Origin of the sequence: Rhizobium hidalgonense (genome assembly GCF_002914525.1) — a bacterium.
GTDB classification, from domain to species: Bacteria; Pseudomonadota; Alphaproteobacteria; order Rhizobiales; family Rhizobiaceae; genus Rhizobium; species Rhizobium hidalgonense.
Window position 1 is genome coordinate 84,362 of sequence record NZ_LODW01000041.1, and the last position, 21,662, is coordinate 106,023.

General features: G+C 62.0%; 24 protein-coding genes and 1 other RNA gene. 15 read left to right on the forward strand and 10 right to left on the reverse strand.

Features of this window, described 5'->3' with window-relative positions; genetic code table 11:
* Positions 1–57: 57 nt before the first annotated feature.
* From dnaK to ATY29_RS04200, 3 genes are all read left to right on the forward strand, one after another.
* The gene (dnaK, locus tag ATY29_RS04190) at positions 58–1,977 is read left to right on the forward strand and encodes a molecular chaperone DnaK (RefSeq protein WP_003571175.1); all 1,920 of its coding nucleotides are present in this window, start codon (positions 58–60) and stop codon (positions 1,975–1,977) included.
* A gap of 85 nt (positions 1,978–2,062) precedes the next feature.
* Positions 2,063–3,193, forward strand: a complete 1,131-nt coding sequence (dnaJ, locus tag ATY29_RS04195; protein ID WP_003571177.1) for a molecular chaperone DnaJ — start codon at positions 2,063–2,065, stop codon at positions 3,191–3,193.
* Between the two features lie 331 nt (positions 3,194–3,524).
* Positions 3,525–3,725, forward strand: a complete 201-nt coding sequence (locus ATY29_RS04200; protein ID WP_003544370.1) for a hypothetical protein — start codon at positions 3,525–3,527, stop codon at positions 3,723–3,725.
* 45 nt (positions 3,726–3,770) lie between these two features.
* Here ATY29_RS04200 and ATY29_RS04205 read toward each other — a convergent pair whose 3' ends face one another.
* The gene (locus ATY29_RS04205) at positions 3,771–4,136 is read right to left on the reverse strand and encodes a helix-turn-helix domain-containing protein (protein ID WP_025417470.1); all 366 of its coding nucleotides are present in this window, start codon (positions 4,134–4,136) and stop codon (positions 3,771–3,773) included.
* A gap of 363 nt (positions 4,137–4,499) precedes the next feature.
* On the opposite strand from ATY29_RS04205, the gene recF reads away from it, so the two are divergent.
* Genes recF through ATY29_RS04220 form a run of 3 tightly spaced genes read left to right on the forward strand, consistent with a single transcriptional unit; the run spans position 4,500 to position 6,930 of the window.
* Positions 4,500–5,624: a DNA replication/repair protein RecF gene (gene recF, locus ATY29_RS04210; protein WP_003571181.1), complete on the forward strand. Its 1,125-nt coding sequence runs from the start codon at positions 4,500–4,502 to the stop codon at positions 5,622–5,624.
* A complete protein-coding gene (locus ATY29_RS04215) occupies positions 5,621–6,445 on the forward strand; it encodes a molybdopterin-synthase adenylyltransferase MoeB (RefSeq protein WP_003571183.1) in 825 nt (274 codons plus the stop codon). Before recF ends, ATY29_RS04215 begins: the two co-directional genes overlap by 4 nt.
* A complete protein-coding gene (locus tag ATY29_RS04220) occupies positions 6,442–6,930 on the forward strand; it encodes a GNAT family N-acetyltransferase (protein WP_025417469.1) in 489 nt (162 codons plus the stop codon). Before ATY29_RS04215 ends, ATY29_RS04220 begins: the two co-directional genes overlap by 4 nt.
* A gap of 12 nt (positions 6,931–6,942) precedes the next feature.
* Here ATY29_RS04220 and ATY29_RS04225 read toward each other — a convergent pair whose 3' ends face one another.
* Entirely contained in the window at positions 6,943–7,944 is a 1,002-nt protein-coding gene (locus ATY29_RS04225) for a 2-hydroxyacid dehydrogenase (protein WP_003571187.1), read from the reverse strand.
* Between the two features lie 184 nt (positions 7,945–8,128).
* On the opposite strand from ATY29_RS04225, the gene ATY29_RS04230 reads away from it, so the two are divergent.
* Complete coding sequence (locus ATY29_RS04230; protein ID WP_003571190.1) at positions 8,129–8,668, forward strand: SH3 domain-containing protein; 540 nt, start codon at positions 8,129–8,131, stop codon at positions 8,666–8,668.
* Here ATY29_RS04230 and ATY29_RS04235 read toward each other — a convergent pair.
* Positions 8,661–9,653 carry an adenosine kinase gene (locus tag ATY29_RS04235; RefSeq protein ID WP_003571192.1) on the reverse strand — a complete coding sequence of 331 codons (993 nt, stop codon included), beginning with the start codon at positions 9,651–9,653 and terminating at the stop codon, positions 8,661–8,663. The two genes, ATY29_RS04230 and ATY29_RS04235, sit on opposite strands and share 8 nt — an antisense overlap.
* 416 nt (positions 9,654–10,069) lie before the next feature.
* Here ATY29_RS04235 and ATY29_RS04240 point away from each other — a divergent pair, with 416 nt between their 5' ends.
* On the forward strand, positions 10,070–11,017 hold the full coding sequence (locus ATY29_RS04240; protein WP_003571195.1) for an AEC family transporter: 948 nt from the start codon (positions 10,070–10,072) through the stop codon (positions 11,015–11,017).
* A 71-nt stretch (positions 11,018–11,088) separates the two neighbouring features.
* Here ATY29_RS04240 and ATY29_RS04245 read toward each other — a convergent pair whose 3' ends face one another.
* Positions 11,089–11,655, reverse strand: coding sequence for a c-type cytochrome (locus ATY29_RS04245; RefSeq protein ID WP_003571197.1), 567 nt, complete (start codon positions 11,653–11,655; stop codon positions 11,089–11,091).
* 154 nt (positions 11,656–11,809) lie between these two features.
* On the opposite strand from ATY29_RS04245, the gene ATY29_RS04250 reads away from it, so the two are divergent.
* Together ATY29_RS04250 and ATY29_RS04255 are read left to right on the forward strand one after the other, a co-directional pair.
* Positions 11,810–12,565 (forward strand): 3-deoxy-manno-octulosonate cytidylyltransferase, encoded by a 756-nt coding sequence (locus ATY29_RS04250; RefSeq protein ID WP_003571200.1) that lies wholly within the window; start codon positions 11,810–11,812, stop codon positions 12,563–12,565.
* Between the two features lie 10 nt (positions 12,566–12,575).
* Entirely contained in the window at positions 12,576–13,430 is an 855-nt protein-coding gene (locus ATY29_RS04255; RefSeq protein WP_097535281.1) for a prephenate dehydratase, read from the forward strand.
* Between the two features lie 19 nt (positions 13,431–13,449).
* Here ATY29_RS04255 and ATY29_RS04260 read toward each other — a convergent pair whose 3' ends face one another.
* The 5 genes from ATY29_RS04260 to ATY29_RS04280 form a co-directional block, all read right to left on the reverse strand.
* Positions 13,450–13,818, reverse strand: coding sequence for a VOC family protein (locus tag ATY29_RS04260; protein ID WP_003571202.1), 369 nt, complete (start codon positions 13,816–13,818; stop codon positions 13,450–13,452).
* A 138-nt stretch (positions 13,819–13,956) separates the two neighbouring features.
* Positions 13,957–14,217, reverse strand: a complete 261-nt coding sequence (locus ATY29_RS04265) for a hypothetical protein (protein ID WP_003571203.1) — start codon at positions 14,215–14,217, stop codon at positions 13,957–13,959.
* A 142-nt stretch (positions 14,218–14,359) separates the two neighbouring features.
* Complete coding sequence (locus ATY29_RS04270) at positions 14,360–15,055, reverse strand: helix-turn-helix transcriptional regulator (RefSeq protein ID WP_003571204.1); 696 nt, start codon at positions 15,053–15,055, stop codon at positions 14,360–14,362.
* A 4-nt stretch (positions 15,056–15,059) separates the two neighbouring features.
* Positions 15,060–16,019 carry an NAD(+) diphosphatase gene (gene nudC / locus ATY29_RS04275; RefSeq protein WP_097535283.1) on the reverse strand — a complete coding sequence of 320 codons (960 nt, stop codon included), beginning with the start codon at positions 16,017–16,019 and terminating at the stop codon, positions 15,060–15,062.
* Positions 16,016–16,426 carry an HIT domain-containing protein gene (locus tag ATY29_RS04280; protein ID WP_003571206.1) on the reverse strand — a complete coding sequence of 137 codons (411 nt, stop codon included), beginning with the start codon at positions 16,424–16,426 and terminating at the stop codon, positions 16,016–16,018. The genes nudC and ATY29_RS04280 overlap by 4 nt, the downstream gene beginning before the upstream one ends.
* An 89-nt stretch (positions 16,427–16,515) precedes the next feature.
* Here ATY29_RS04280 and ffs point away from each other — a divergent pair.
* The 3 genes from ffs (at position 16,516) to ATY29_RS04295 (ending at position 18,880) form a co-directional block, all read left to right on the forward strand.
* Positions 16,516–16,612, forward strand: an RNA gene (gene ffs / locus ATY29_RS04285) — signal recognition particle sRNA small type.
* Positions 16,613–16,658: 46 nt separating this feature from the next.
* Positions 16,659–18,536, forward strand: coding sequence for a DNA polymerase III subunit gamma/tau (locus ATY29_RS04290; RefSeq protein WP_097535285.1), 1,878 nt, complete (start codon positions 16,659–16,661; stop codon positions 18,534–18,536).
* 20 nt (positions 18,537–18,556) lie between these two features.
* Positions 18,557–18,880 carry a YbaB/EbfC family nucleoid-associated protein gene (locus ATY29_RS04295; RefSeq protein ID WP_097535288.1) on the forward strand — a complete coding sequence of 108 codons (324 nt, stop codon included), beginning with the start codon at positions 18,557–18,559 and terminating at the stop codon, positions 18,878–18,880.
* A 43-nt stretch (positions 18,881–18,923) separates the two neighbouring features.
* Here ATY29_RS04295 and ATY29_RS04300 read toward each other — a convergent pair whose 3' ends face one another.
* Positions 18,924–19,541 (reverse strand): MOSC domain-containing protein, encoded by a 618-nt coding sequence (locus ATY29_RS04300; RefSeq protein ID WP_193550346.1) that lies wholly within the window; start codon positions 19,539–19,541, stop codon positions 18,924–18,926.
* Positions 19,542–19,598: 57 nt separating this feature from the next.
* Between ATY29_RS04300 and recR the strand changes: the two genes are divergently transcribed.
* Together recR and ATY29_RS04315 are read left to right on the forward strand one after the other, a co-directional pair.
* Positions 19,599–20,204 carry a recombination mediator RecR gene (recR, locus tag ATY29_RS04305; RefSeq protein ID WP_097535292.1) on the forward strand — a complete coding sequence of 202 codons (606 nt, stop codon included), beginning with the start codon at positions 19,599–19,601 and terminating at the stop codon, positions 20,202–20,204.
* A gap of 185 nt (positions 20,205–20,389) precedes the next feature.
* Positions 20,390–21,661, forward strand: coding sequence for a lytic murein transglycosylase (locus ATY29_RS04315; protein WP_097535348.1), 1,272 nt, complete (start codon positions 20,390–20,392; stop codon positions 21,659–21,661).
* Position 21,662 lies beyond the last annotated feature (1 nt).

Here is a 21,662-nt window from a genome sequence, read left to right on the forward strand (position 1 = left end):
GGCTGTCACGGAATGCCTTCCCGGGGTTCAGACAGCTTGCTTCAAGGAGAGAATGACATGGCAAAAGTAATTGGTATCGACCTTGGAACGACGAATTCCTGCGTCGCAGTCATGGACGGCAAGGACGCGAAGGTTATCGAGAATGCGGAAGGTGCACGCACCACCCCTTCCATGGTGGCTTTTTCCGATGATGGCGAACGCCTCGTCGGCCAGCCGGCCAAGCGCCAGGCGGTCACTAACCCGACGAATACGCTCTTTGCAGTCAAGCGCCTGATCGGCCGCCGCTATGAAGATCCGACCGTCGAGAAGGACAAGCACCTCGTTCCCTTCACCATCGTCAAGGGCGACAATGGCGACGCCTGGGTCGAAGCCAATGGCAAGGGCTATTCGCCCGCTCAGATTTCCGCGATGATCCTTCAGAAGATGAAGGAAACCGCCGAATCCTATCTCGGCGAAAAGGTCGAGAAGGCCGTCATTACCGTTCCCGCCTACTTTAACGACGCGCAGCGCCAGGCAACCAAGGATGCCGGCCGCATCGCCGGCCTTGAAGTTCTGCGCATCATCAACGAGCCGACCGCGGCCGCACTGGCCTACGGCCTCGACAAAAAAGAAGGCAAGACGATTGCCGTCTACGACCTTGGCGGCGGTACCTTCGATATCTCGATCCTCGAGATCGGCGACGGCGTCTTCGAAGTGAAGTCCACCAACGGCGATACTTTCCTCGGCGGTGAAGACTTCGACATGCGTCTCGTCGAATATCTCGTCGGCGAATTCAAGCGCGACAACGGCATCGACCTGAAGAACGACAAGCTTGCCCTGCAGCGCCTCAAGGAAGCTGCGGAGAAGGCGAAGATCGAACTTTCCTCCTCGCAGCAGACCGAAATCAACCTGCCGTTCATCACCGCCGATGCCTCCGGCCCGAAGCATCTGACGCTGAAGCTGACCCGCGCCAAGCTCGAGAGCCTGGTCGACGATCTCGTCCAGCGTACGATCGCACCCTGCAAGGCCGCTCTCAAGGATGCCGGCGTTACCGCGGCCGAAATCGACGAAGTCGTTCTCGTCGGCGGCATGAGCCGCATGCCGAAGGTCCAGGAAGTCGTCAAGCAGTTGTTCGGCAAGGAGCCGCACAAGGGCGTCAACCCGGATGAAGTCGTTGCACTCGGCGCCGCTATCCAGGCCGGCGTTCTGCAGGGCGACGTCAAGGACGTGCTGCTGCTCGACGTGACGCCGCTGTCGCTCGGCATCGAGACGCTCGGTGGCGTCTTCACCCGCCTGATCGAACGCAACACGACGATCCCGACGAAGAAGAGCCAGACCTTCTCGACTGCCGAAGACAACCAGCAGGCCGTCACCATCCGCGTTTCGCAGGGCGAGCGTGAAATGGCTGCCGACAACAAGCTGCTCGGCCAGTTCGATCTCGTCGGCCTGCCGCCGTCGCCGCGCGGCATGCCGCAGATCGAAGTCACCTTCGACATCGACGCCAACGGCATCGTGCAGGTTTCGGCCAAGGACAAGGGCACCGGCAAGGAGCAGCAGATCCGCATCCAGGCTTCCGGCGGTCTTTCCGACGCCGACATCGAAAAGATGGTCAAGGATGCCGAAGCCCATGCCACCGAGGACAAGAAGCGCCGCGAAGGCGTGGAGGCCAAGAACCAGGCCGAAAGCCTGATCCACTCCACGGAAAAGTCGCTCAAGGATTATGGCGACAAGGTTTCCGAAGCCGACCGTACCGCGATTTCCGATGCGATTGCCGCGCTGAAGTCGGCGACCGAGGCAACTGAAGCCGATGCCGAAGACATCAAGGCCAAGACCCAGACCCTGATGGAAGTGTCGATGAAGCTCGGCCAGGCGATCTATGAAGCGCAGCAAGCCGAAGGCGGCGCTGCGGCCGGCGATGCCTCCGCGGAAGGCGGCGACAATGTCGTCGATGCCGACTACGAGGAAATCAAGGACGACGACCGCAAAAAGTCCGCGTAATCCGCGACGGCGTGGTTATGCTTCAACATCTGATCCGGCTGCTCACCATGGCAGCCGGAAATCCATTTCCGGGGTTTAATCCTTAATGGCAAAAGCGGACTTTTACGAAACTCTGGGTGTAGCCAAGACGGCGGACGAGAAAGAGCTGAAAAGCGCCTTCCGCAAACTGGCAATGAAATACCATCCGGACAAGAACCCGGATGACAAGGACGCCGAACGCAAGTTCAAGGAAATCAACGAAGCCTACGAGATGCTCAAGGACCCGCAGAAACGGGCGGCCTATGATCGCTACGGCCATGCGGCCTTCGAGCATGGCGGCATGGGCGGCGGTGGCGGCGGCGGCTTTGCCGGCGGCGGCTTCTCCGACATCTTCGAGGATATCTTCGGTGAGATGATGGGTGGCGGGCGGGCGCGCCAGCGCTCGTCGGGCGGCCGCGAACGCGGCGCCGATCTTCGCTACAATATGGAAATTACGCTGGAAGAGGCGTTCTCCGGCAAGACGGCGCAGATCCGCGTTCCCACTTCGATCACTTGCGATGTCTGTTCGGGTTCGGGCGCCAAGCCCGGCACCCAGCCGAAGAATTGCGGCACCTGCCAGGGATCGGGGCGCGTGCGCGCGGCACAGGGCTTCTTCTCGATCGAGCGGACCTGCCCGACCTGCCACGGCCGCGGCCAGATCATTCCCGATCCCTGCCCGAAGTGCCACGGCCAGGGCCGGGTAACGGAAGAGCGTTCGCTCTCGGTCAATATCCCCGCTGGCATCGAGGACGGCACACGCATCCGCCTGCAGGGCGAAGGCGAAGCCGGCGCCCGTGGCGGGCCGGCAGGCGACCTCTATATCTTCCTGTCGGTGAAGCCGCATGAATTCTATCAGCGCGACGGGGCCGATCTCTATTGCGCCGTGCCGATCTCAATGACGACGGCCGCCCTGGGCGGCACTTTCGACGTGGCGACGCTCGACGGCACCAAATCGCGCGTCAGCGTGCCCGAGGGCACGCAGGCCGGCAAACAGTTCCGCCTCAAGAGCAAGGGCATGCCGGTGCTGCGTTCGGCGCAGACGGGCGACCTCTACATCCAGATCCAGATCGAGACGCCGCAAAAGCTCACCAAGCGCCAGCGCGAGTTGCTGCAGGAATTCGAACAGCTGTCCTCCAAGGAGAACAATCCCGAATCGACGGGCTTCTTTGCCCGGATGAAGGAATTCTTCGAAGGCTGAGCCGCGTTCGACAGGTCCATCTCGAAAGCCGGGGGCGGAAACGTCTCCGGCTTTTTTGTTTCCGCGCGCCCGACGCTTCTGGAATTGTCCCGATCTGCAACATCGGCCGTTCATGCTGGGCGACATGTCCGGATTTGGCACGTCGCCCAGGCGGAACAAGACTTGCGTTAACGCCGCCAGATGATGGCGCTTGCAAGTTTTCGAAATGAATTCAGTCTCTGCCGTCAGCGCATAACCCGAAATCGGAACCGATATCCGGCAAGGACTATGCGGATTCAAAATGATAGAGCGTCCTCAGACGCGCGGGACAACCAAACCAAGGGTATCTGCCATGGCGCCAGCCTTTTCCTCTCAGTCCGAAGACGTCGACGTTCTCGCCGGCGCCATCTATACATGGTGCGCTGAACGCAACATCAAGCTTCGCAGTCAGCAGGGGCTTTCCATCGCCAGTATCGCGATCGACCTCTATCACGCCGGCCACCAGACGCAGGATGATCTGCTGATGGCACTGCACGAATGCGAGATCCACTAAAATGTCAGCGTTGAGACCACGAGCAAGCACGCTATCCCGGCGAGATCAGGCGGCGCTTTCGGTCGTTTCGCCACTCATGATCGTAACGATGGTTTTGACCGCTTCCTTGCCTGCCGGTGAATTCAGTCTGTCGTAGCTCAATGCAAGCGCATAGGCGTCGGGGCTGAGTTCGATACGGCCGCCGAATTGCGAAATGCCGGCTCCCTCGAAAAGAGCAGCGATATCGACATCGAGAAAAACTGCGATCTGATGCAGCTTGCTGGCGGAAACGCGGTTCGCGCCTTTTTCGTATTTCTGAATCTGCTGGAATGTCAGTCCGAGTGCTTCGCCAAGCTCGAGCTGGGAAACACGGCGAAGGGCGCGAAACTGTCTTACGTTGCGACCAACGATAATATCAACCGGATCTGGCACTTCATCACTCTCTGATACATAAACAGTGCGTTAACCATATCGATTTCATCAGATAACTCAACCCTACAGTTGCAAAATTCAACCGACTTTTTTTGGGCCTTACGTTACGTCAGCGGCGTGAAATATTGTCGCAATAAGCCGATTGTATGGCCTCGCAGTCACTGAACATGCTGGTGTCCATCGCGCGCCGATGACGTCGCGACATCCGTCTTCAGGTTGTATTTTTACTGAACATTCTGTTCCTTGCGGCATCGTGCCTGATGCGCGACCGGCAGCAGCAGCCATCCACGCCCGCGAAGCTGCGAGCCTTGCCATCAACGCCGCTTAGGCTTAGCTGTCACGCTTCACGAATCCGGACATTCGATGCCGCACAAGGTTTCTCTTTCCCGTTTGAGGCTGACAGACTTCCGCAACTATGCGGCGGCGGCCCTTGCCCTAGACGGCCGGCACGCCGTGCTGACGGGCGACAACGGCGCCGGCAAGACCAATCTCATGGAGGCGGTGTCACTGCTTTCGCCGGGCCGAGGGCTGCGCCGCGCCGCCTATGGCGACATCACCCGCGTCGGTGCAGCCGGCGGTTTTTCGATCTTCGCCGCGCTCGACGGCATGGAAGGCGAAGTCGAAATCGGCACCGGTATCGAAACAAGCGAGGAAGCCACCGCCCGCAGGCTGCGGATCAACGGTACCCCGGCCAAAACAGCCGACGAACTCACCGACCATCTGCGCCTCCTCTGGCTGACACCGGCGATGGACGGCCTGTTTACCGGCGCCTCCTCCGACCGGCGTCGCTTTCTTGACCGGCTGGTGCTGTCGCTCGATCCCGCCCATGGGCGCCGCGCCAGCGATTTCGAGCGTGCCATGCGCAGCCGTAACAAATTGCTGGATGAAGGTCGCTTCGACCCCTCCTGGCTTGCCGGCATCGAGCAACAGATGGCCAGCCTCGGCATCGCCATGGCGCTCGCCCGGCAGGAAATGCTCGGCCTGCTGACCCGGCTGATCGAGGAAACTCGCGAGAACTCGCCTTTTCCTTCAGCGTCGCTGCAGCTCTCGGGCTTCATGGACGGTCAGTTTTCGCGCCCCTCGGTCGACCTCGAGGACGATTATGCGGCGATGCTGGCCGAGAGCCGCTACCGCGACGCGGGTGCCGGGCGTACGCTCGAAGGGCCGCACCGGGCCGATCTGATCGTCCATCACCGGGAAAAGGCGATGGAGGCGGAGCGCTGCTCCACCGGCGAGCAGAAAGCGCTGCTTGTGGGCCTGGTGCTTGCGCATGCACGCCTCGTCGGCAATCTCACCGGCCATGCACCGATCCTGCTGCTCGACGAGATCGCGGCGCATCTAGACGAGAACAGACGCGCCGCGCTGTTCGACCTGATCGACGGGCTCGGCGGCCAGGCCTTCATGACCGGCACGGATCGCGTGATGTTTTCGGCGCTCGGCGACAGGGCGCAGTTCTTCACGGTGGCCGACGGAAGGGTGTTCGAATGACGGAGGCGGCTTTTCCCGATGTCGGGCGCCATGATAAGATCGGCGCCATGGAACCGCTCAGCCCCGACGAAATCGCCCGTTATCACCGCCACATCCTGCTTCCCGAGATCGGCGGCGCCGGCCAGCAGAGGTTGAAGGCCGCCCGGGTGCTGGTGATCGGCGCCGGCGGCCTCGGTGCGCCGATCCTGCAGTATCTCGCCGCAGCCGGTATCGGCACGCTCGGTATCGTCGACGACGACCGGGTGTCGCTGTCGAACCTGCAGCGTCAGGTGATCCATGATTCCGGCACGATCGGCGAGTTGAAGACGGAAAGTGCCGCGTCCGCCATCGCCAGGCTCAATCCGCATGTCCGGCTGATCCGCTTCGAGGAACGCTTTTCCCAGGAGAGCGCCCGCCGGCAACTGTCCGGCTTCGATCTCTTGATCGACGGTTCCGACAATTTCGACACGCGTTATACCGCCGCCGATGCGGCGGAGGAAGCGCGCATTCCGCTCGTCACCGGCGCTGTCGGGCGGTTCGACGGCTCGCTGACGGTTCTCAAACCCTATGAAAGTGCCGCGGACGGGACGCCCAACCCCAGATATCGCGATCTGTTTCCGGAAGCGCCGCCGGCGGGGCTCATTCCCGCCTGCGCCGAGGCCGGCGTCATCGGCGCGCTCACCGGCGTCATCGGCACAATGATGGCGATGGAGGCGATCAAACTCGTCACCGGCACCGGCGAACCGCTGGTCGGACGGCTGCTGCTCTACGACGCACTGAAGGCCCGCTTCGACACGGTCCGCTACAGACGAAGCCGCACAACACAAAGACAGGCCGGATGACGATTATTCCTCTCGATCATAGTTTCACGCGCTGGGACGAACTGCTCGCACTGATCCTCGCCTCCTTCGCTTCGATGAACGGCCGGATCGATCCGCCCTCCTCGGCGCTCAAGCTGACGGCGGAGTCGCTGGCCGAAAAGGCCAGGGCGGAGATCGGCCATGTCGCCCTCGACGGCGAAAGGTTGATCGGCTGCCTCTTCCTGCGGCCGGAGGCCGATTGTCTCTATGTCGGCAAGCTTGCCGTTCTGCCGGAGCTGCAGGGCAAGGGCCTCGGCAAACGGCTGCTGGCGATTGCCGAACAGACGGCAGCAAGGCTCGGACTTCCGGTTTTGCGGCTGGAAACACGCATCGAGCTCACCGACAATCACGCCGTCTTCGCCGCATGGGGTTTTTCGATAACCGCCGAAAAGGCGCATCCCGGCTTTTCCAGGACGACCTTCGTCGAGATGCGCAAGGCCCTTCCGCCTCAGATCCCGGTCGTCTGAACCAGCCCGGCTTCAGCGCCCCGGCAGCACCCGGTTCGGCGGCCTGTGGCCGTCGATGAAGGCGCGAATATTGATGATGACCTTGTCACCCATGTCGATGCGGCCTTCGATCGTCGCCGAACTCATATGCGGCAGCAGAACGACCTTACCATCATTGGCGAGCTTGACGAGCTTCGGGTTGACGGCAGGCTCGTTTTCGAAGACGTCGAGGCCGGCGCCGGCGATCCGGCCCTCCCTCAGAGCCTTGATCAGCGCAGCTTCATCGACCACGTCGCCGCGCGCGGTGTTGACGAGATAGGCGGTCGGCTGCAGCAGCGCCAGCCGGCGTGCCGAGATCAGGTGGAAGGTCGCCGGCGTCGACGGGCAATTGACTGAAACGATGTCGACGCGGGCGAGCATCTGGTCGAGGCTTTCCCAATAGGTCGCTTCCAGTTCGTCTTCGACAGCGGGATTGACGCGCTTGCGGTTGTGGTAGTGGATAGACAGGCCGAAAGCCTTGGCGCGGCGGGCGACCGCCGTGCCGATGCGGCCCATGCCGACGATACCGATGCGCTTGCCGTGTATGCGCCGGCCGAGCATCCAGGTCGGAGACCAGCCGGCCCATTCGCCGGGATTGTCGGTCAGCACGCGGGCACCCTCGCCGAGCCGTCTCGGAACCGCGAGAATGAGCGCCATCGTCATATCGGCCGTATCCTCGGTCAGGACGTTCGGCGTATTGGTGACGGTGATGCCCCTGCGCGCCGCCGCCTCGACATCGATATGGTCGGTGCCGTTGGAGAAGCTGGCGATCAGCTTCATCTGCGGCCCGGCCTGATCGATCAGCGCCGCGTCGATTCGATCGGTGACGGTCGGGACCAGCACGTCGGCGGTCCTGACCGCGGCGACAAGCTCGGGAACGGAACGCGGCGCGTCGTCGATGTTGAGCTCGGCGTCGAACAGCTCGCGCATGCGAGTTTCGACGGCATCGGGCAGCTTGCGGGTGATATAGACCTTCGGTTTTTTCTTCGCTGTCATGGCTGGCTGTGGTGCCTTGTTCAGAGGTCTTTAACCAAGAGGGGTGATAATTTTCCCATCCGGGCATTTTCTACCAGACCCGCACGCGAAGACAAACAAAACTCGCGCTGCAGGTGGGGAATGTCAGAGCCCGGACCGCGAACAGGCCGGGCCTGCCCGCGAATTCGAGCAAACGGAAACTTCCATGCGCAGCAAAGTCCTGAAGTCCTGCCTTGCCCTTGCCATCGCTCTGGCCGCATCCCTGGGAACCGTCGAATTTGCCCATGCGCAGGCTGCCAAGGGACCAAGCGGACTGCCATTGCCGCGTTTTGTCACGCTGAAATCCAAGCGCGTCAACCTGCGCATCGGCCCGGGAACGGATTATGCGGTGTCATGGATGTATCTGAAATCCGGCCTGCCGGTGGAGATCATCCAGGAATATGACAACTGGCGCCGCATCCGCGATGCCGACGGCACCGAAGGCTGGGTCAACCAGTCGCTGCTCTCAGGCCAGCGCGCGGCGATCGCCGCTCCGTGGATGAAGACGAAGGCCAAGGGCGTCTTCGTCAATCTGCGCCGCGAGGCGCAGCCCTCCGCGTCGGTCGTTGCCAAGCTGGAACCCGGCGTGATGCTGACGATCGGCGAATGCAACGGCGACTGGTGCCGCGCCGAAACCGACGGCGCCGCCGGTTGGGTGGCGCAGTCGGAGATCTGGGGCGCCTATCCCGGCGAAGCCTTCAAATAAGCCCAGCCTGTTTGGCGGCCTCGGAAAGCGAGGTCATCGGACGCGGGCCGATCTGCTGGATAACGATGCCGGCAGCCAGGCAGCCCAGCTTGCCGCAATCCTCCAGAGAGCGTCCCTGCGTATAGCCGTAGAGGAAGCCGGAGGCGAAGAGATCGCCGGCGCCCGTCGTGTCGACGACTTCCCTGATCCTGATCGCATCGACGTAATAACGCTCACGGCCCTTCAGGATGACGGCGCCATCCTCGCTCATGGTCACGGCGGCGATCTTGCAATCGGCGGCGATCCTGTTCAGCGCCTCTTCGAAATCGTCGGTTTCGTAGAGCGACAGCGCTTCCTGGCGATTGGCGAACACGATATCGACCTTGCCGGAGCGCATCAGATCGAGGAACTCGCCGCGATAGCGGCCGACGCAGAAGCTGTCGGACAGCGTCATCGACATTTCGCGGCCGTTTTCATGGGCGATGCGGGCGCAATCGAGGATGGCTTCCTTGGCGCGCGGCGGATCCCAGAGATAACCCTCGAAATAGGTGACCTTGGCGTCGGCTACGACGTCGGGTTCGACGTCTTCAGGGCCGAGCTCGACGCAGGCGCCGAGATAGGTGTTCATCGAACGCTCGCCGTCCTCGGTGACGAAAATCATCGAGCGCGCCGTCGGCGGGAAGGTGCCCTTGGGCTTTGTCTGGTAGTGCACACCCTGGGCGCGGATGTCGTGGGTGAAGATGTCGCCCAGCTGATCGGTGGCGACGTTGCCGAAATAGGCGGCCTTGCCGCCGAGGCTGGCAACGCCGGCCGCCGTGTTGCCGGCGCTGCCGCCGGAGGCTTCGAGCGCCGGCCCCATGCGCGAATACAAGAGTTCGGCACGCTCGGCATCGATGAGGTTCATCGCCGCCTTGGTGATCTTGTTATCAATGAGGAACTGGTCGTCGCAACGGGCAATGATGTCCACGATTGCGTTGCCGACTGTCAGAACGTCGAATCTTGTCATGAAAAGGGGAGTCCCGGATTAGTGATAGCCGGGGTTCGGTCTTAGCGAAATTTCCGCGGTTTGGAAGGATAAATGGTGGATGGCACCTCTATTTCTTCGCAAAACTGCCGTCTCTTCGTCATGCCCCTGTCATTTTCGAAATCTAGAAATAGTCGCAAGAAGACCGGCATGAGCAGCTTTCAGTTGCAGCCGGGCGTACGAGGGATGATCCCCTCGATCTTGACGGCGCGATGCTGACCACGGATGAACTGGCAGCTTCGCGATTGCTCCGGCAAGGCCGGAGCGGAAAAGCGGGCGATGCCCGCTTTTTTTGTTTCTCGGATACCACGGCTGCCGGATCAGGCTGGTTTGCCTTTTCAATCCAGACGGTTTGCTGTTAGAGGTCGGATACTCCCCCGCGCAGAGCAGCCCTCCTCATGTCAGCCATCATTCTCGACGTTCTTCCCATCTTCATCCTGATCCTCATCGGCTGGGTGATCGTCCGCAGCGGCTTGATGGCATCGAATGTCGGCGAAGCGCTCAGCGAATTCGTCTTCAAGATCGCCGTGCCGCTGCTGCTCTTCCGCACCATCGCCGAGGCGGATTTTCACGGCGCCTCGCCCTTCCGACTGTGGATCGTCTATTTCTCAGGCGTTGCCATTACCTGGGCGACCGGCCATATCGCCGCGACACGCCTCTTCGGCCGCGACGAGCGGATCGGCGTGCTGGCCGGCGTTTCCTCGGCTTTCGCCAATAATATCTTCATCGGCCTGCCGCTCGTCGAGCGCACCGTCGGCGACGAGGGGCTGGTGGCGCTGTCGATCCTGCTTGCCGTGCATCTGCCTGTCATGATGGTCGCCGGCACGGTGCTGATGGAGCATGCCGAGCGCAAGATCGCCGGCAAAAGCGATCGCAGCATGGTGCTCGTGCTTCGCCAGATCGCCGTCAATCTCGTGCGCAATCCGCTGGTGATCGGGCTTGCGGCCGGTATGGCCATGCACCTTTCCGGCCTCACCATGCCGGTAACCCTGGCAACCGTCGTCAAGCAGATCGCCGGCATTGCCGGCCCGGCGGCGCTGATCTCGCTCGGAATGGCACTGGAGAAATACGGCATCTCAGGCAATCTCGGCATCGCCAGCGTCACCTCGAGCCTGAAGCTGCTATTGCTGCCCGGCTGCGTATGGGCGGCGAGCCATCTCCTCGGCCTCAGTCCGGAATGGACGGCGGCAATCGTGCTGACGTCCTCGGTCCCCACGGGCGTCAACGCCTGGCTGATCGCCAACCGATTCGGCGTCGGCCATAGCATTGCCGCCTCGACGATCACCGTGACGACGGCGCTCGGCGCCATCACGGTCTCGCTCTGGGCCTATTTCCTGGGTGCCTGAACAGACTCCGCATAGCAAAAAGCCCGGCTTCGCGGGCCGGGCTTTCATGAGATGCGATTATTCCGTCCGCGTTACTGCGTCGCCGTCTTCGGATCCGGCAGCGGCACCGGCGAATCAGACAGTGTGTGCAGGTAGAGGATGACGTTGGCGCGGTCCTGATCCTTCGCCAGACCGGCGAAGCCCATGGCGGTGCCGGGAACGTCCTTCTTCGGCGCCAGCAGGAACTTGTTCAGAAATTCGAAGGTCCACTTCTCGCTGCTGCCCTTGGAGAAATCCTTCATGGCAGCGGAATAGGCAAAGCCCTCATGCGAGGCGATCGGGCGATCTACGACACCAAAGAGGTTGGGACCGACCTTGTTCGGTCCCCCTTTGGTGCCGTCATGACAGGCCTGACACTTCTTGAAGACCGTTTCACCGGCCTTGGCATCGGCAGAAGCGAGCAATTGCGCGATCGGAACGGCAGCAGCGGCAGGCGCAGCTTCGCCACCAGCGGCGGGCGCCTCTTCGGCAACGATCGCGAAACCTTCCTTTTCCGGTGCTTCGGAATGGAAGATCCCCTCGGACGCGATGGAGACCGACATCAGAACGAAAATCGTCCCGAGCAGTGCCCCCACGGCCGTATTGACGTATGAATTCATCTGCAATGCTCCCCTTGCAGCCGGCAGACCATAAACCGGACCATCTTGAAATCGCGCGGAACCTATGTCTTTTGGCTGATCGTTGCAACTGTCTAAATGGTCTTGAGCGTGAGACTTTTTGACACTTTTCAGCCCGGAATAGAAGGCCCGACCCATGAGTGATTCAAATTTAGACGGCGTGCTCGTATTGATCCCGGCGCGGATGGCCTCCACCCGGCTGCCGGGCAAGCCGCTCGCCGATATTTGCGGGCTGCCGATGATCGTCCAGGTGGCGTTGCGCGCCAAAGAGGCAGCCATCGGCCGCGTCGTCGTCGCCGTCGACGACGACCGGGTGTTCGATGCGGTTTCTGCCGCCGGCTTTGAAGTCGTCATGACCAGCAGCGATCATCAATCGGGTTCCGATCGGATCTTCGAAGCGCTGACCAAGGTCGATCCGGACGGGAAGGCGAAATTCATCGTCAACGTCCAGGGCGATCTGCCAACGATCGATCCGGAAACCGTGCGCGCGGCTTTGCGCCCTCTGGAGAACGAGGCGGTCGATATCGGCACGCTGACAACCGAAATCGACAATGAGGCAGACAAAACAGCGCCGCACATCGTCAAGGTCGTCGGTTCGCCCGTTTCCGACACCCGACTGCGCGGGCTCTATTTCACCCGTGCCACCGCGCCTTACGGCAAGGGTCCGCTCTATCATCATATCGGCCTTTACGCCTATCGGCGCGCCGCGCTCGAACGGTTCGTCTCGCTCGGGCCATCGACGCTCGAAAGGCGCGAATCGCTGGAGCAGCTGAGGGCACTGGAGGCCGGCATGCGCATCGACGCTGAGATCGTTGACACGGTTCCGCTCGGTGTCGATACTCCCGCCGATCTCGAAATAGCGCGGCGCATCCTCTCCGCAAAGTCGAACTGACGGAACCATCATGAACATCAAGACCAACAGGATCGCCTTTCAGGGCGAATTCGGCGCCAATTCCGACATGGCCAGCCGGGACATGTTCCCGACCATGGAGCCGCTGCCCTGCCAGACTTTCGAGGATGCATTCACGGCGGTCGACAACGGCGACGCCGATATCGCGATGATCCCGATCGAGAATACGATCGCCGGGCGCGTCGCCGATATCCACCATCTGCTGCCGGAATCGCGTCTCCACATCATCGGCGAGTATTTCATGCCGATCCGCTTCCAGCTGATGGTTCTGCCGGGGGTGACCAAGGACGAAATCCGCACGGTGCACAGCCATATCCACGCGCTCGGCCAGTGCCGCAAGATCGTTCGCGCCAATGGTTGGAAGCCTGTGATTGCCGGCGATACGGCAGGCGCGGCCAAGCTCGTGAAGGAAACCGGCAACCGCTCGATGGCCGCCTTGGCGCCACGCCTTGCCGCCGATCTCTACGGGCTCGAGATCATCGCCGAAAATGTCGAGGATACCGAAAACAACGTCACCCGTTTCGTCATCCTCTCCCGCGACGAGGAATGGGCGCAACGCAATTCGGCTGAGGAAAAAGTCGTTACCACCTTCGTCTTCAACGTCCGCAACATTCCGGCCGCGCTCTACAAGGCGCTCGGCGGCTTTGCCACCAACAACATCAACATGACGAAGCTGGAAAGCTACCAGCTCGGCGGAAAATTCGTGGCGACGCAGTTCTATGCCGATATCGAAGGCCATCCGAACGATCCGAATGTGCGCCGGGCATTGGAGGAACTACGGTTCTTCTCGGAGAAAGTCCGCATCCTCGGCGTCTACAAAGGGCATGCGATGCGAGGCCTGCTATAACAGGCCTCGCCCTCCGGCATTATTTGTCCGGTTCACAAACCCGCAGGCGATGGCCGTCCGGATCGAGCACGACGAAGGTCGGGCCGAAGTCCAGTTCGGTCAGCTCCTGGGCGATCGGCAGGCCGCGGCCGCGCCAATCGTCATAGTGCCGTGCGACGGCATTTTCACCGGCGACCATGAAGGCTACTTCGCCGCGATTGCCGATGGCGGAAGGCTGCGGCTCGACCTTGCTGCGCCGCCAGAGGCCGAGGGTGAAGCCGCCCTCGAGTGGGAAGGCGACGAAATTCGGCGCCTCCACGGCCGGCTCGCGATTTAGCAGGTTCCGATAGAAGCTGGCGCTTTCTGCCGGGTCCTTGACGTAGAGAATTATCAGATTGGGGCTGGTCATTTCGGCTCTCCCTTTTGCTGTCAATGAAGCCGGGACGAGTGATCATCTGCTGCCAATTCATGGCAGCAGGATGCAGCGGGCGTTAGCAAAGCAACGCCCCTGTTTCGTCTGGCGGAATGTCGATGGTGATGAAGTGGATTAGAGTGGGAAACGGTCTTCGCGGCGCGGGCCGCGCCCATCCATGAAGCCGAGGTCGCGCTTCCGGCAATCTGGTGCCGCCTCGATATCGAGGCTGGTGTGGTTTGCACTGCGAATCCGAAAGACGCCCATGACCCGGCGCAGAAGACCGCGGTGCCCGGACTGCCCGACATCGGCAAAAGTTTCGGCCGAAATTACATCGGCAAAGGTGTCAACTGCAAAACGGTCGCTGTCTTGATGGAAGACTAGAGACGTTGCCATGATCAGTACTCCTTTCCCAGCGCATCGGCACGATGCGCGAAACTTAGTGCTACAGCGTCCTTTGCGCGTCCAAAGACGCGCGGCGCTGTAGTGGATTGGTACTGATAATAACCCCACCTGCTGACAATTTATGGCAGCAGCATTAGCTCTCGACGGGCACGTCCTGCGTTTCGCGCCATTCCTTGAGGAGCACGGTGCGGCGGCGCGGATAACGCACTTCGTGCAGCGCCATGTCGATGATGCGGTCGGTGCGGAAATGGCGGAAATCCTGGCGCAGTTCGCACCAGGCCATGACGACCCGCACATGTTCGAAATAACCGAGCGCGAAAGGCCAGACGCGGCGGCGCGAGATTCGGCCCTGCTCGTCGCCGTAGTGCAGTTCGAGGATACGCTCGAGGCGGATCGCCCTGCGGATGGCCGAGACATCTGCGCTGTCCTCGTCCCGGCGTTTGGGGCCGACGAAGAGGGCGGCTGAATCGATCATCTCGCGCATATCGGCCGGCAGCACGGCGGCAATCTTGGCCAGCGCATCGGCGCCGGCGCCGGCAAGACGCGGTTCGGCGGCGCGGGCGACCCAGCGCGAGCCGAGCACCAGTGCCTCCAGTTCCTCTTCGGAAAACATCATCGGCGGCAGCATGAAGCCCGGCTTCAACACGTAGCCGATGCCGGCTTCGCCCTCGATCATCGCCCCCTGGGCCTGCAGGCTGGCAATATCGCGATAGAGCGTGCGCAGGCTGACGCCGGTTTCCTCTGCAAGCACGATGCCTGTCACCGGGCGCCGGTAGCGCCGGAGCGTCTGGAGCAGCGTCAGCAGCCGTTCCGAGCGCGCGACCGGCATGGCGTTACCGCTTCCACTCCACCCAGTCGCGCATCAGGCGGTGGGCGATCGCCCCTTTCGGCGGCGAGGCCTTGCCTGTCGCGCTCGGGCGTTCCAGCATTTCGATGGTTTCCTCGCGGGTGAACCAGCGGCAATCCTCCAACTCGGTCTCGTCGCGGGTAATTTCGGTGGATTTGGCCTCGGCATAACAGCCGATCATCAGCGAATGCGGCATCGGCCAGGGCTGTGAGGCGTGATAGCGGATGCGGCCGGTGCGGATGCCGGATTCCTCCAGCGTTTCGCGGCGCACGGCATTCTCGATGGTCTCGCCGGGTTCGACGAAGCCGGCAAGGCAGGAATACATGCCGGGCGCGAAATGCGGGCTGCGGCCGAGGAGGCAGAGGTCGCGCTGTTCATCGATCGTCAACATAATGACAACCGGATCGGTGCGGGGAAAGATCATGTGTTCGCAGGCGGTGCAGACACGTTTGTAGCCGCCGATGTGGATCTCCATCGCTGAGCCGCAGCGGCCGCAGAAGCGGTTGTCGCCATTCCAGCGAATGAGGCTTGCGGCCTGGGCGAATTCGCCGAGCAGCACCTCGTCGATCAGCATTTCACGAAACAGCGTACGACCGTCGGCGGGCTTGTAGTGGCTGGTCAGATCATCGACGTCGATGGCGACGGGAACGGCAAGGCGCGGTTCGCCTGATTTGCGGTAGCCGAGAAGCACGGTCTCGTCCCAATCCGGCTGCAACTCCTTGAGCTCGTAGCGGGCAAAAAGCGGATCGAGCACCTGGCCGTCATGCTTCAACACCAGCTTGTCTCTGGCGAAGGCGAAGATATGGGTGCCTTCCCTCGCCAGCGCCTTTTCGACGGAGTGTTCGTCGCGATGCTCGGAATCGCGATTGAGATCGTTGGCGGCAAAGGCCGTGAGATTGCTGGGTTCGGGATGCGGCACGTCCGAATAGAAAAGCGAATGACTCATGATGAAAGGGCTTCCCGCAGCTTCGCTATGAATTCGTCTCTCTTTCCGTCTTCGTATGGCTCCGCGCGCCCGAAGCCCCAGACGGGACCCGGCCAGTTGGCATCGCCTTCGAAGCGGGCAATGACATGAACATGAAGCTGGCGGACGATATTGCCAAGAGCCCCGATATTGATTTTTGTCGCGTCGGTGATCTTCTTCAATGCATTGGCGACGAGCTCCGTCTCGAAGGCAAGCAGCACCTGGTCGAGCGGCGTCAGCTCGAAGATTTCGGTAATTTCAGCCCGGCGCGGCACGAGAATGAGCCAGGGCCAGCGGGCATCCTTCGACAATCTCAGATCGCAGAGACCCGTGACCATGATGCTGGTGCTGTCGTTTTCCAGCCGGGGATCGAGCGCGAAACCTTTCAAAGGGCATTCCTCCTGTCTTTTCCTACGACTAGCAGTTTTTTTGGATGTTGGCTTGCTTTTGATGACGATATTGCCGATATGTGCATTCGGGAGGTTGGTGGTGGACGAGCCACTCGCCAACCGGGTCAGGTCCGGAAGGAAGCAGCCCTAACGAGCCCGGCACGGGTCATCGTGCCAGCCTCCCACCTTCTCTCCACGAAATGCCCGACGATCCCGGGCGACAAGCAGGGCGATGAGCGACACCGAGCGACAGTCAAAAGATGCCGCCTCGACGGGCACCGGATACCGGGTGCTGGCTCGCAAATACCGCCCCAAGGATTTCACGGACCTGATGGTCGGCCAGGAGCCGATGGTCCGCACCCTCACCAACGCCTTCGAGACCGGCCGCATCGCCCAGGCCTATATGCTGACCGGTGTACGCGGCGTCGGCAAGACGACGACGGCGCGCATCCTGGCGCGGGCACTGAACTACAAGACATCAGATATCGACAAGCCGACGATCGATCTGCGCGTGCCCGGCGAGCACTGCCAGGCGATCATGGAAGGCCGCCATGTCGACGTGATCGAGATGGATGCCGCCTCCCATACCGGCATCGACGATATAAGGGAGATCATCGAGCAGGTGCGCTACCGCCCGGTTTCGGCGCGCTACAAGGTCTATATCATCGACGAAGTGCACATGCTGTCGACGCAGGCCTTCAACGGCCTGCTGAAGACGCTGGAAGAGCCGCCGGAGCATGTGAAGTTCATCTTCGCCACCACCGAAATTCGCAAGGTGCCGATCACCGTGCTGTCGCGCTGCCAGCGCTTCGATCTGCGCCGCATCAGCGCGTCGGATCTCGTCGGGCTGTTTTCGACGATCGCCGCCAAGGAAGGCATCGAGGCGGAAGGCGACGCGCTGGCGATGATCGCGCGCGCCGCCGAAGGATCGGCACGCGACGGCCTGTCGCTGCTCGACCAGGCGATCGCCCATGGCGCAGGCGCCGTGCAGGCTGAGGCCGTGCGAGGCATGCTCGGCCTGGCCGACCGCGCCCGGATCGTCGATCTCTTCCAGCATGTCATCAAGGGCGATGTCGCCGCTGCCCTCGGCGAATTCCAGAACCAGTACGAGGCCGGCGCCAATCCGGTGGTGGTGCTGACCGATCTCGCCGATTTCACCCATCTGGTGACACGGCTGAAATATGTGCCGGATGCGGCAAGCGACCCTTCGCTCAGCGAAGTCGAGCGCACCAAGGCGGCGGAATTCGCCAAGGGCGTCGCGGTCACGACGCTGTCGCGCATCTGGCAGATGCTGCTGAAGGGCATTCCGGAAACGGAAGGCTCGTCGCGGACGGCGGGTGCTGCCGAAATGGTGCTGATCCGGCTTGCGCATGCGGCGCATCTGCCGGCGCCTGAGGACGCGGCACGGCGGCTTGCCGAATTTTCCGGCGACAATGCCGGCTCGCGGCCCTCCTCGCCGCCTTCCGGCAATGGCGGCGGCGGCACGCGTGTTCCCTATCAAAGCAGTGTCGCGGCGCGCGCGCCTGAAATCGCGCCGAGCAAGCCGCAGCCTTCGGCGCCCGTAACGATGCTGCGCGCCGTGCCGAGCAGCCAGCCCGAGACGATGCCTGTCGGGCGGATCGAGACGAAGCCGGCCGAAGCACCGAAGCCGCTCGTATCGGTCAATTCGATCGGCGATATCGTCGATCTTGCCGCCGAGAAGCGGGACGTCAAGCTGAAGGCGCTGGTGCGCAACTTCGTGCGGCCCGTGCGCATCGAACCCGGCCGGCTTGATGTGAACCTCACCGAGGGCGCGCCAGGCACGCTGCTGAATGAACTTGCCGTCAAGCTCAAGGAATGGACGGGCATCCACTGGATCGTCAGCACCAGCCGCGAAGAAGGCCGGCCGACGATGGTGGAGGCGGAAACCAAGGCTCAGCAACAGCGCGTCAGCGATGCACGCCAGGACCCTGATGTCGCGGCGATCCTTGCGCAGTTCCCAGGCGCCAAGATCATTGACGTGCGCGTCAGGGCGCCGACGCCGGAGGAGGAAGCGGAAGAGGCGACACCGCCAGCCGCCGCCGAATCGGAAGACGGTGATATCCTGCCCGGCGACGACATAGAATTCTGATCTCAAGAAGGAGTGAGACGATGCGCGACATCATGGGCATGATGGGCAAAGTCAAGGAAATGCAGGCCAAGATGGAGCAGATGCAGGCGGAGATCGCCGAGCTCGCCGCCGAAGGCAAGGCAGGCGGCGGCCTCGTCACCGTCATCATCTCCGGCAAAGGCGAACTGAAGAGCCTGAAAATCGACCCGTCGCTGTTCAAGGAAGACGATGTCGAGATCCTCGAGGACCTGATCGTCGCCGCCCACAAGGACGCCAAGGACAAGGCCGAAGCGCTCGCCGCCGAAAAGACCAAGGCGCTCACCGCCGGCCTGCCGATCCCGCCCGGCTTCAAGCTGCCGTTCTGAGTTAGACGCAAGCTGGTCAATGCACCGCGCATAGGCGCAGCGCTCAGTACTGGGATTCCAGCATGGCACGCAGCTTGTAGTGAATAGGGGCGGCAAGGTATCGCGCCCGGTCCGGCTCCGGAAGCCGTCGGCCAAATGTTTCCATCAGTTCCGACATCGTCACCTTCACTCCGGAAAACGGCCGATGCGCCACCAGCATTCCGGCCTCGGCCACGCCGGCTTTGATGACCCGGCAATAGATGCCGGGGCGGGCGGCGGCGGTGTAGCGTTTGGCGAACTTCGGATCGTTCATCCTGGCGGCAAAGGTGGCGCAAGGGATGCGGCACGATGTGGCTTCGAGGATGAGATCGCCTGAGATGAAGCGGTCACCGACGGAGACGTCGCGATTGTCGAGATCCGAGATCACCATGTTTTCGCCGAAGGTGCCGGGCTCGTAGGGCCGGCCGAGCTCGCCGCTCCACCAGTCGAGTGTCAGCGATCCCTCGACATAGACTGCCTGATCGATGCCGCCATGATGCTTTCGGTTGCAGATGGCATCACCGACGAGGCCTTCGGCATCGATCATCATCGCGCCGTTGACGGCATGTTTGAAGATGCCGGTCTTGTAGCTCTTGCCGGGCAGTCTTTCCGGATTGCCGGTGCAGAGCGCCAGGATTTTCATGGGATTGCCGATCCTTCCGCGATTCCGTTTTCGTTCCATATCAGTTAAGAACGGCGCATGGCAAAACGAGTCACCGGCCCCGAAATCGAAAAACTCATCCAGCTACTGGCAAAGGTGCCGGGCCTCGGGCCGCGCTCGGCGCGCCGGGCGGCACTGCATCTGATCAAGAAGAAGGATCAATTGCTCGGCCCGCTGTCGAATGCGATGGGCGAGGCCTATGACAAGGTGAAGATCTGCTCGCACTGCGGCAATGTCGATACGGTCGACCCCTGCACCGTCTGCACCGACACCCAGCGCGACCAATCCATCATCATCGTCGTCGAGGACGTCTCGGACCTTTGGGCGCTGGAGCGGGCGGGCGCGATGAACGCCGCCTATCACGTGCTCGGCGGCACGCTGTCGCCGCTCGACGGGATCGGGCCTGACGATCTCAATATTCGCGGGCTGATCGACCGGATCGGCGAAGGCGGCATCCGGGAACTGATCATCGCCGTCAATGCCACCGTCGAGGGTCAGACGACGGCGCATTACATTACTGATCAGTTGCAGGGGCTCGACGTGAAGATCACCCGGCTGGCGCATGGTGTGCCGGTTGGCGGCGAACTCGACTATCTCGACGAGGGCACACTTGCCGCGGCATTGCGGGCGCGGACGGTGATATGAGAGGTTTGCGTATGCCGGAAGATTCCCCCCTCTGCCCTACCGGGCATCTCCCCCACAAGGGGGGAGATCAGCTGGGGGCGCCCTCTTGCCCCGGTCAAACGCCGCAGATGTTCGGAGCCGTTTGGCACACAATCAAGAATTCGCGAAGCTGGCGCGTCTTGCCGATCTCCCCCCTTGTGGGGGAAATGTCCGACAGGACAGAGGGGGGTGTTCCACGACGGCTCCGACTCTTCACACTTGCTTTGATGGCCAGTCTCCTCCCGCTCTCCGCCTACGCAGCCCCATCGAAAGCCGATGTCGAGGCGCAGTTCGAAAGCTGGGTGCAGAAGGACCTTTGGCCCGAAGCAAAGGCGGGCGGTATTTCCGAAAAAACCTTCCAGGCCGCATTCTCCGGCGTCACGCTGAACTGGAACCTGCCCGATCTCGCCCCGCCCGGCTTCCCGCCGCCGAAGGAGCAGAGGCAGACGCAGGCAGAATTTTCCTCGCCCGGTCCCTATTTCAACGAGGACCAGCTGAAGCGGCTTGCCGCAACGGGGCGTGGTTTTGCCGCGCAATATGGCTCGACGCTGAAACGGATCGAAAAGACCTATGGCGTGCCGGGCTCGATCGTGCTGGCCATCTGGGGTCGTGAGACCGGCTTCGGTGCCGCGAAGATCCCGAATTCGGCGGTCGAGGTGCTGGCGACCAAGGCGTTCATGTCGACGCGCAAGGAGATGTTCCGCACCGAACTGGTGGCGGCCCTGCATATTCTCGACGGCGGCGATGTGACGCCCGCCGAATTCAAGGGCTCTTGGGCCGGCGCGCTCGGCCAGCCGCAATTCATGCCGACGAGTTATCTGAAATATGCCGTCGATTTCGACGGCGACGGCCACCGCAATATCTGGACCTCGGTGCCGGATACGCTCGCCTCGATCGCCAATTATCTGGTCAAGAAAGGCTGGCAGCGCGATCGCGACTGGGGCTTCGAGGTGTCGATACCTCAGGCGGTCTCCTGCGCCCAGGAGGGACCCGATCTGGCGAAACCGCTTTCGCATTGGGCCTCGCTCGGCATCGAGCGCATCTCGGGCAAGGACTTTCCGTCAGCAGAGATGAAGGCTCAAGGGATGATGCTGGTTCCGGCCGGCCGCGACGGACCGGAGTTTATCGTCACGCCGAATTTCTACGTCATCAAAGAGTACAACAACTCCGACCTCTACGCGCTCTATATCGGCAATCTCGCCGACCGGATCGCCGCCAATGGCGGCGCCTTTGAGGGCCGATGGGGCGATGTCGGCAAAATGCTGCGCTCGGATGTCGCCGCCATGCAAAAGGCACTGGAACGGCAGGGCTACGATGTCGGCGGCTCCGACGGATTGCCCGGCTACAAGACGCGGCGTTCGATCGGCCAGTGGCAGGCCAAGAACGGCATGAAGCCGACCTGTTTTCCCGAAGCGACGATGAAGGGCAAGCTGAAGTAGG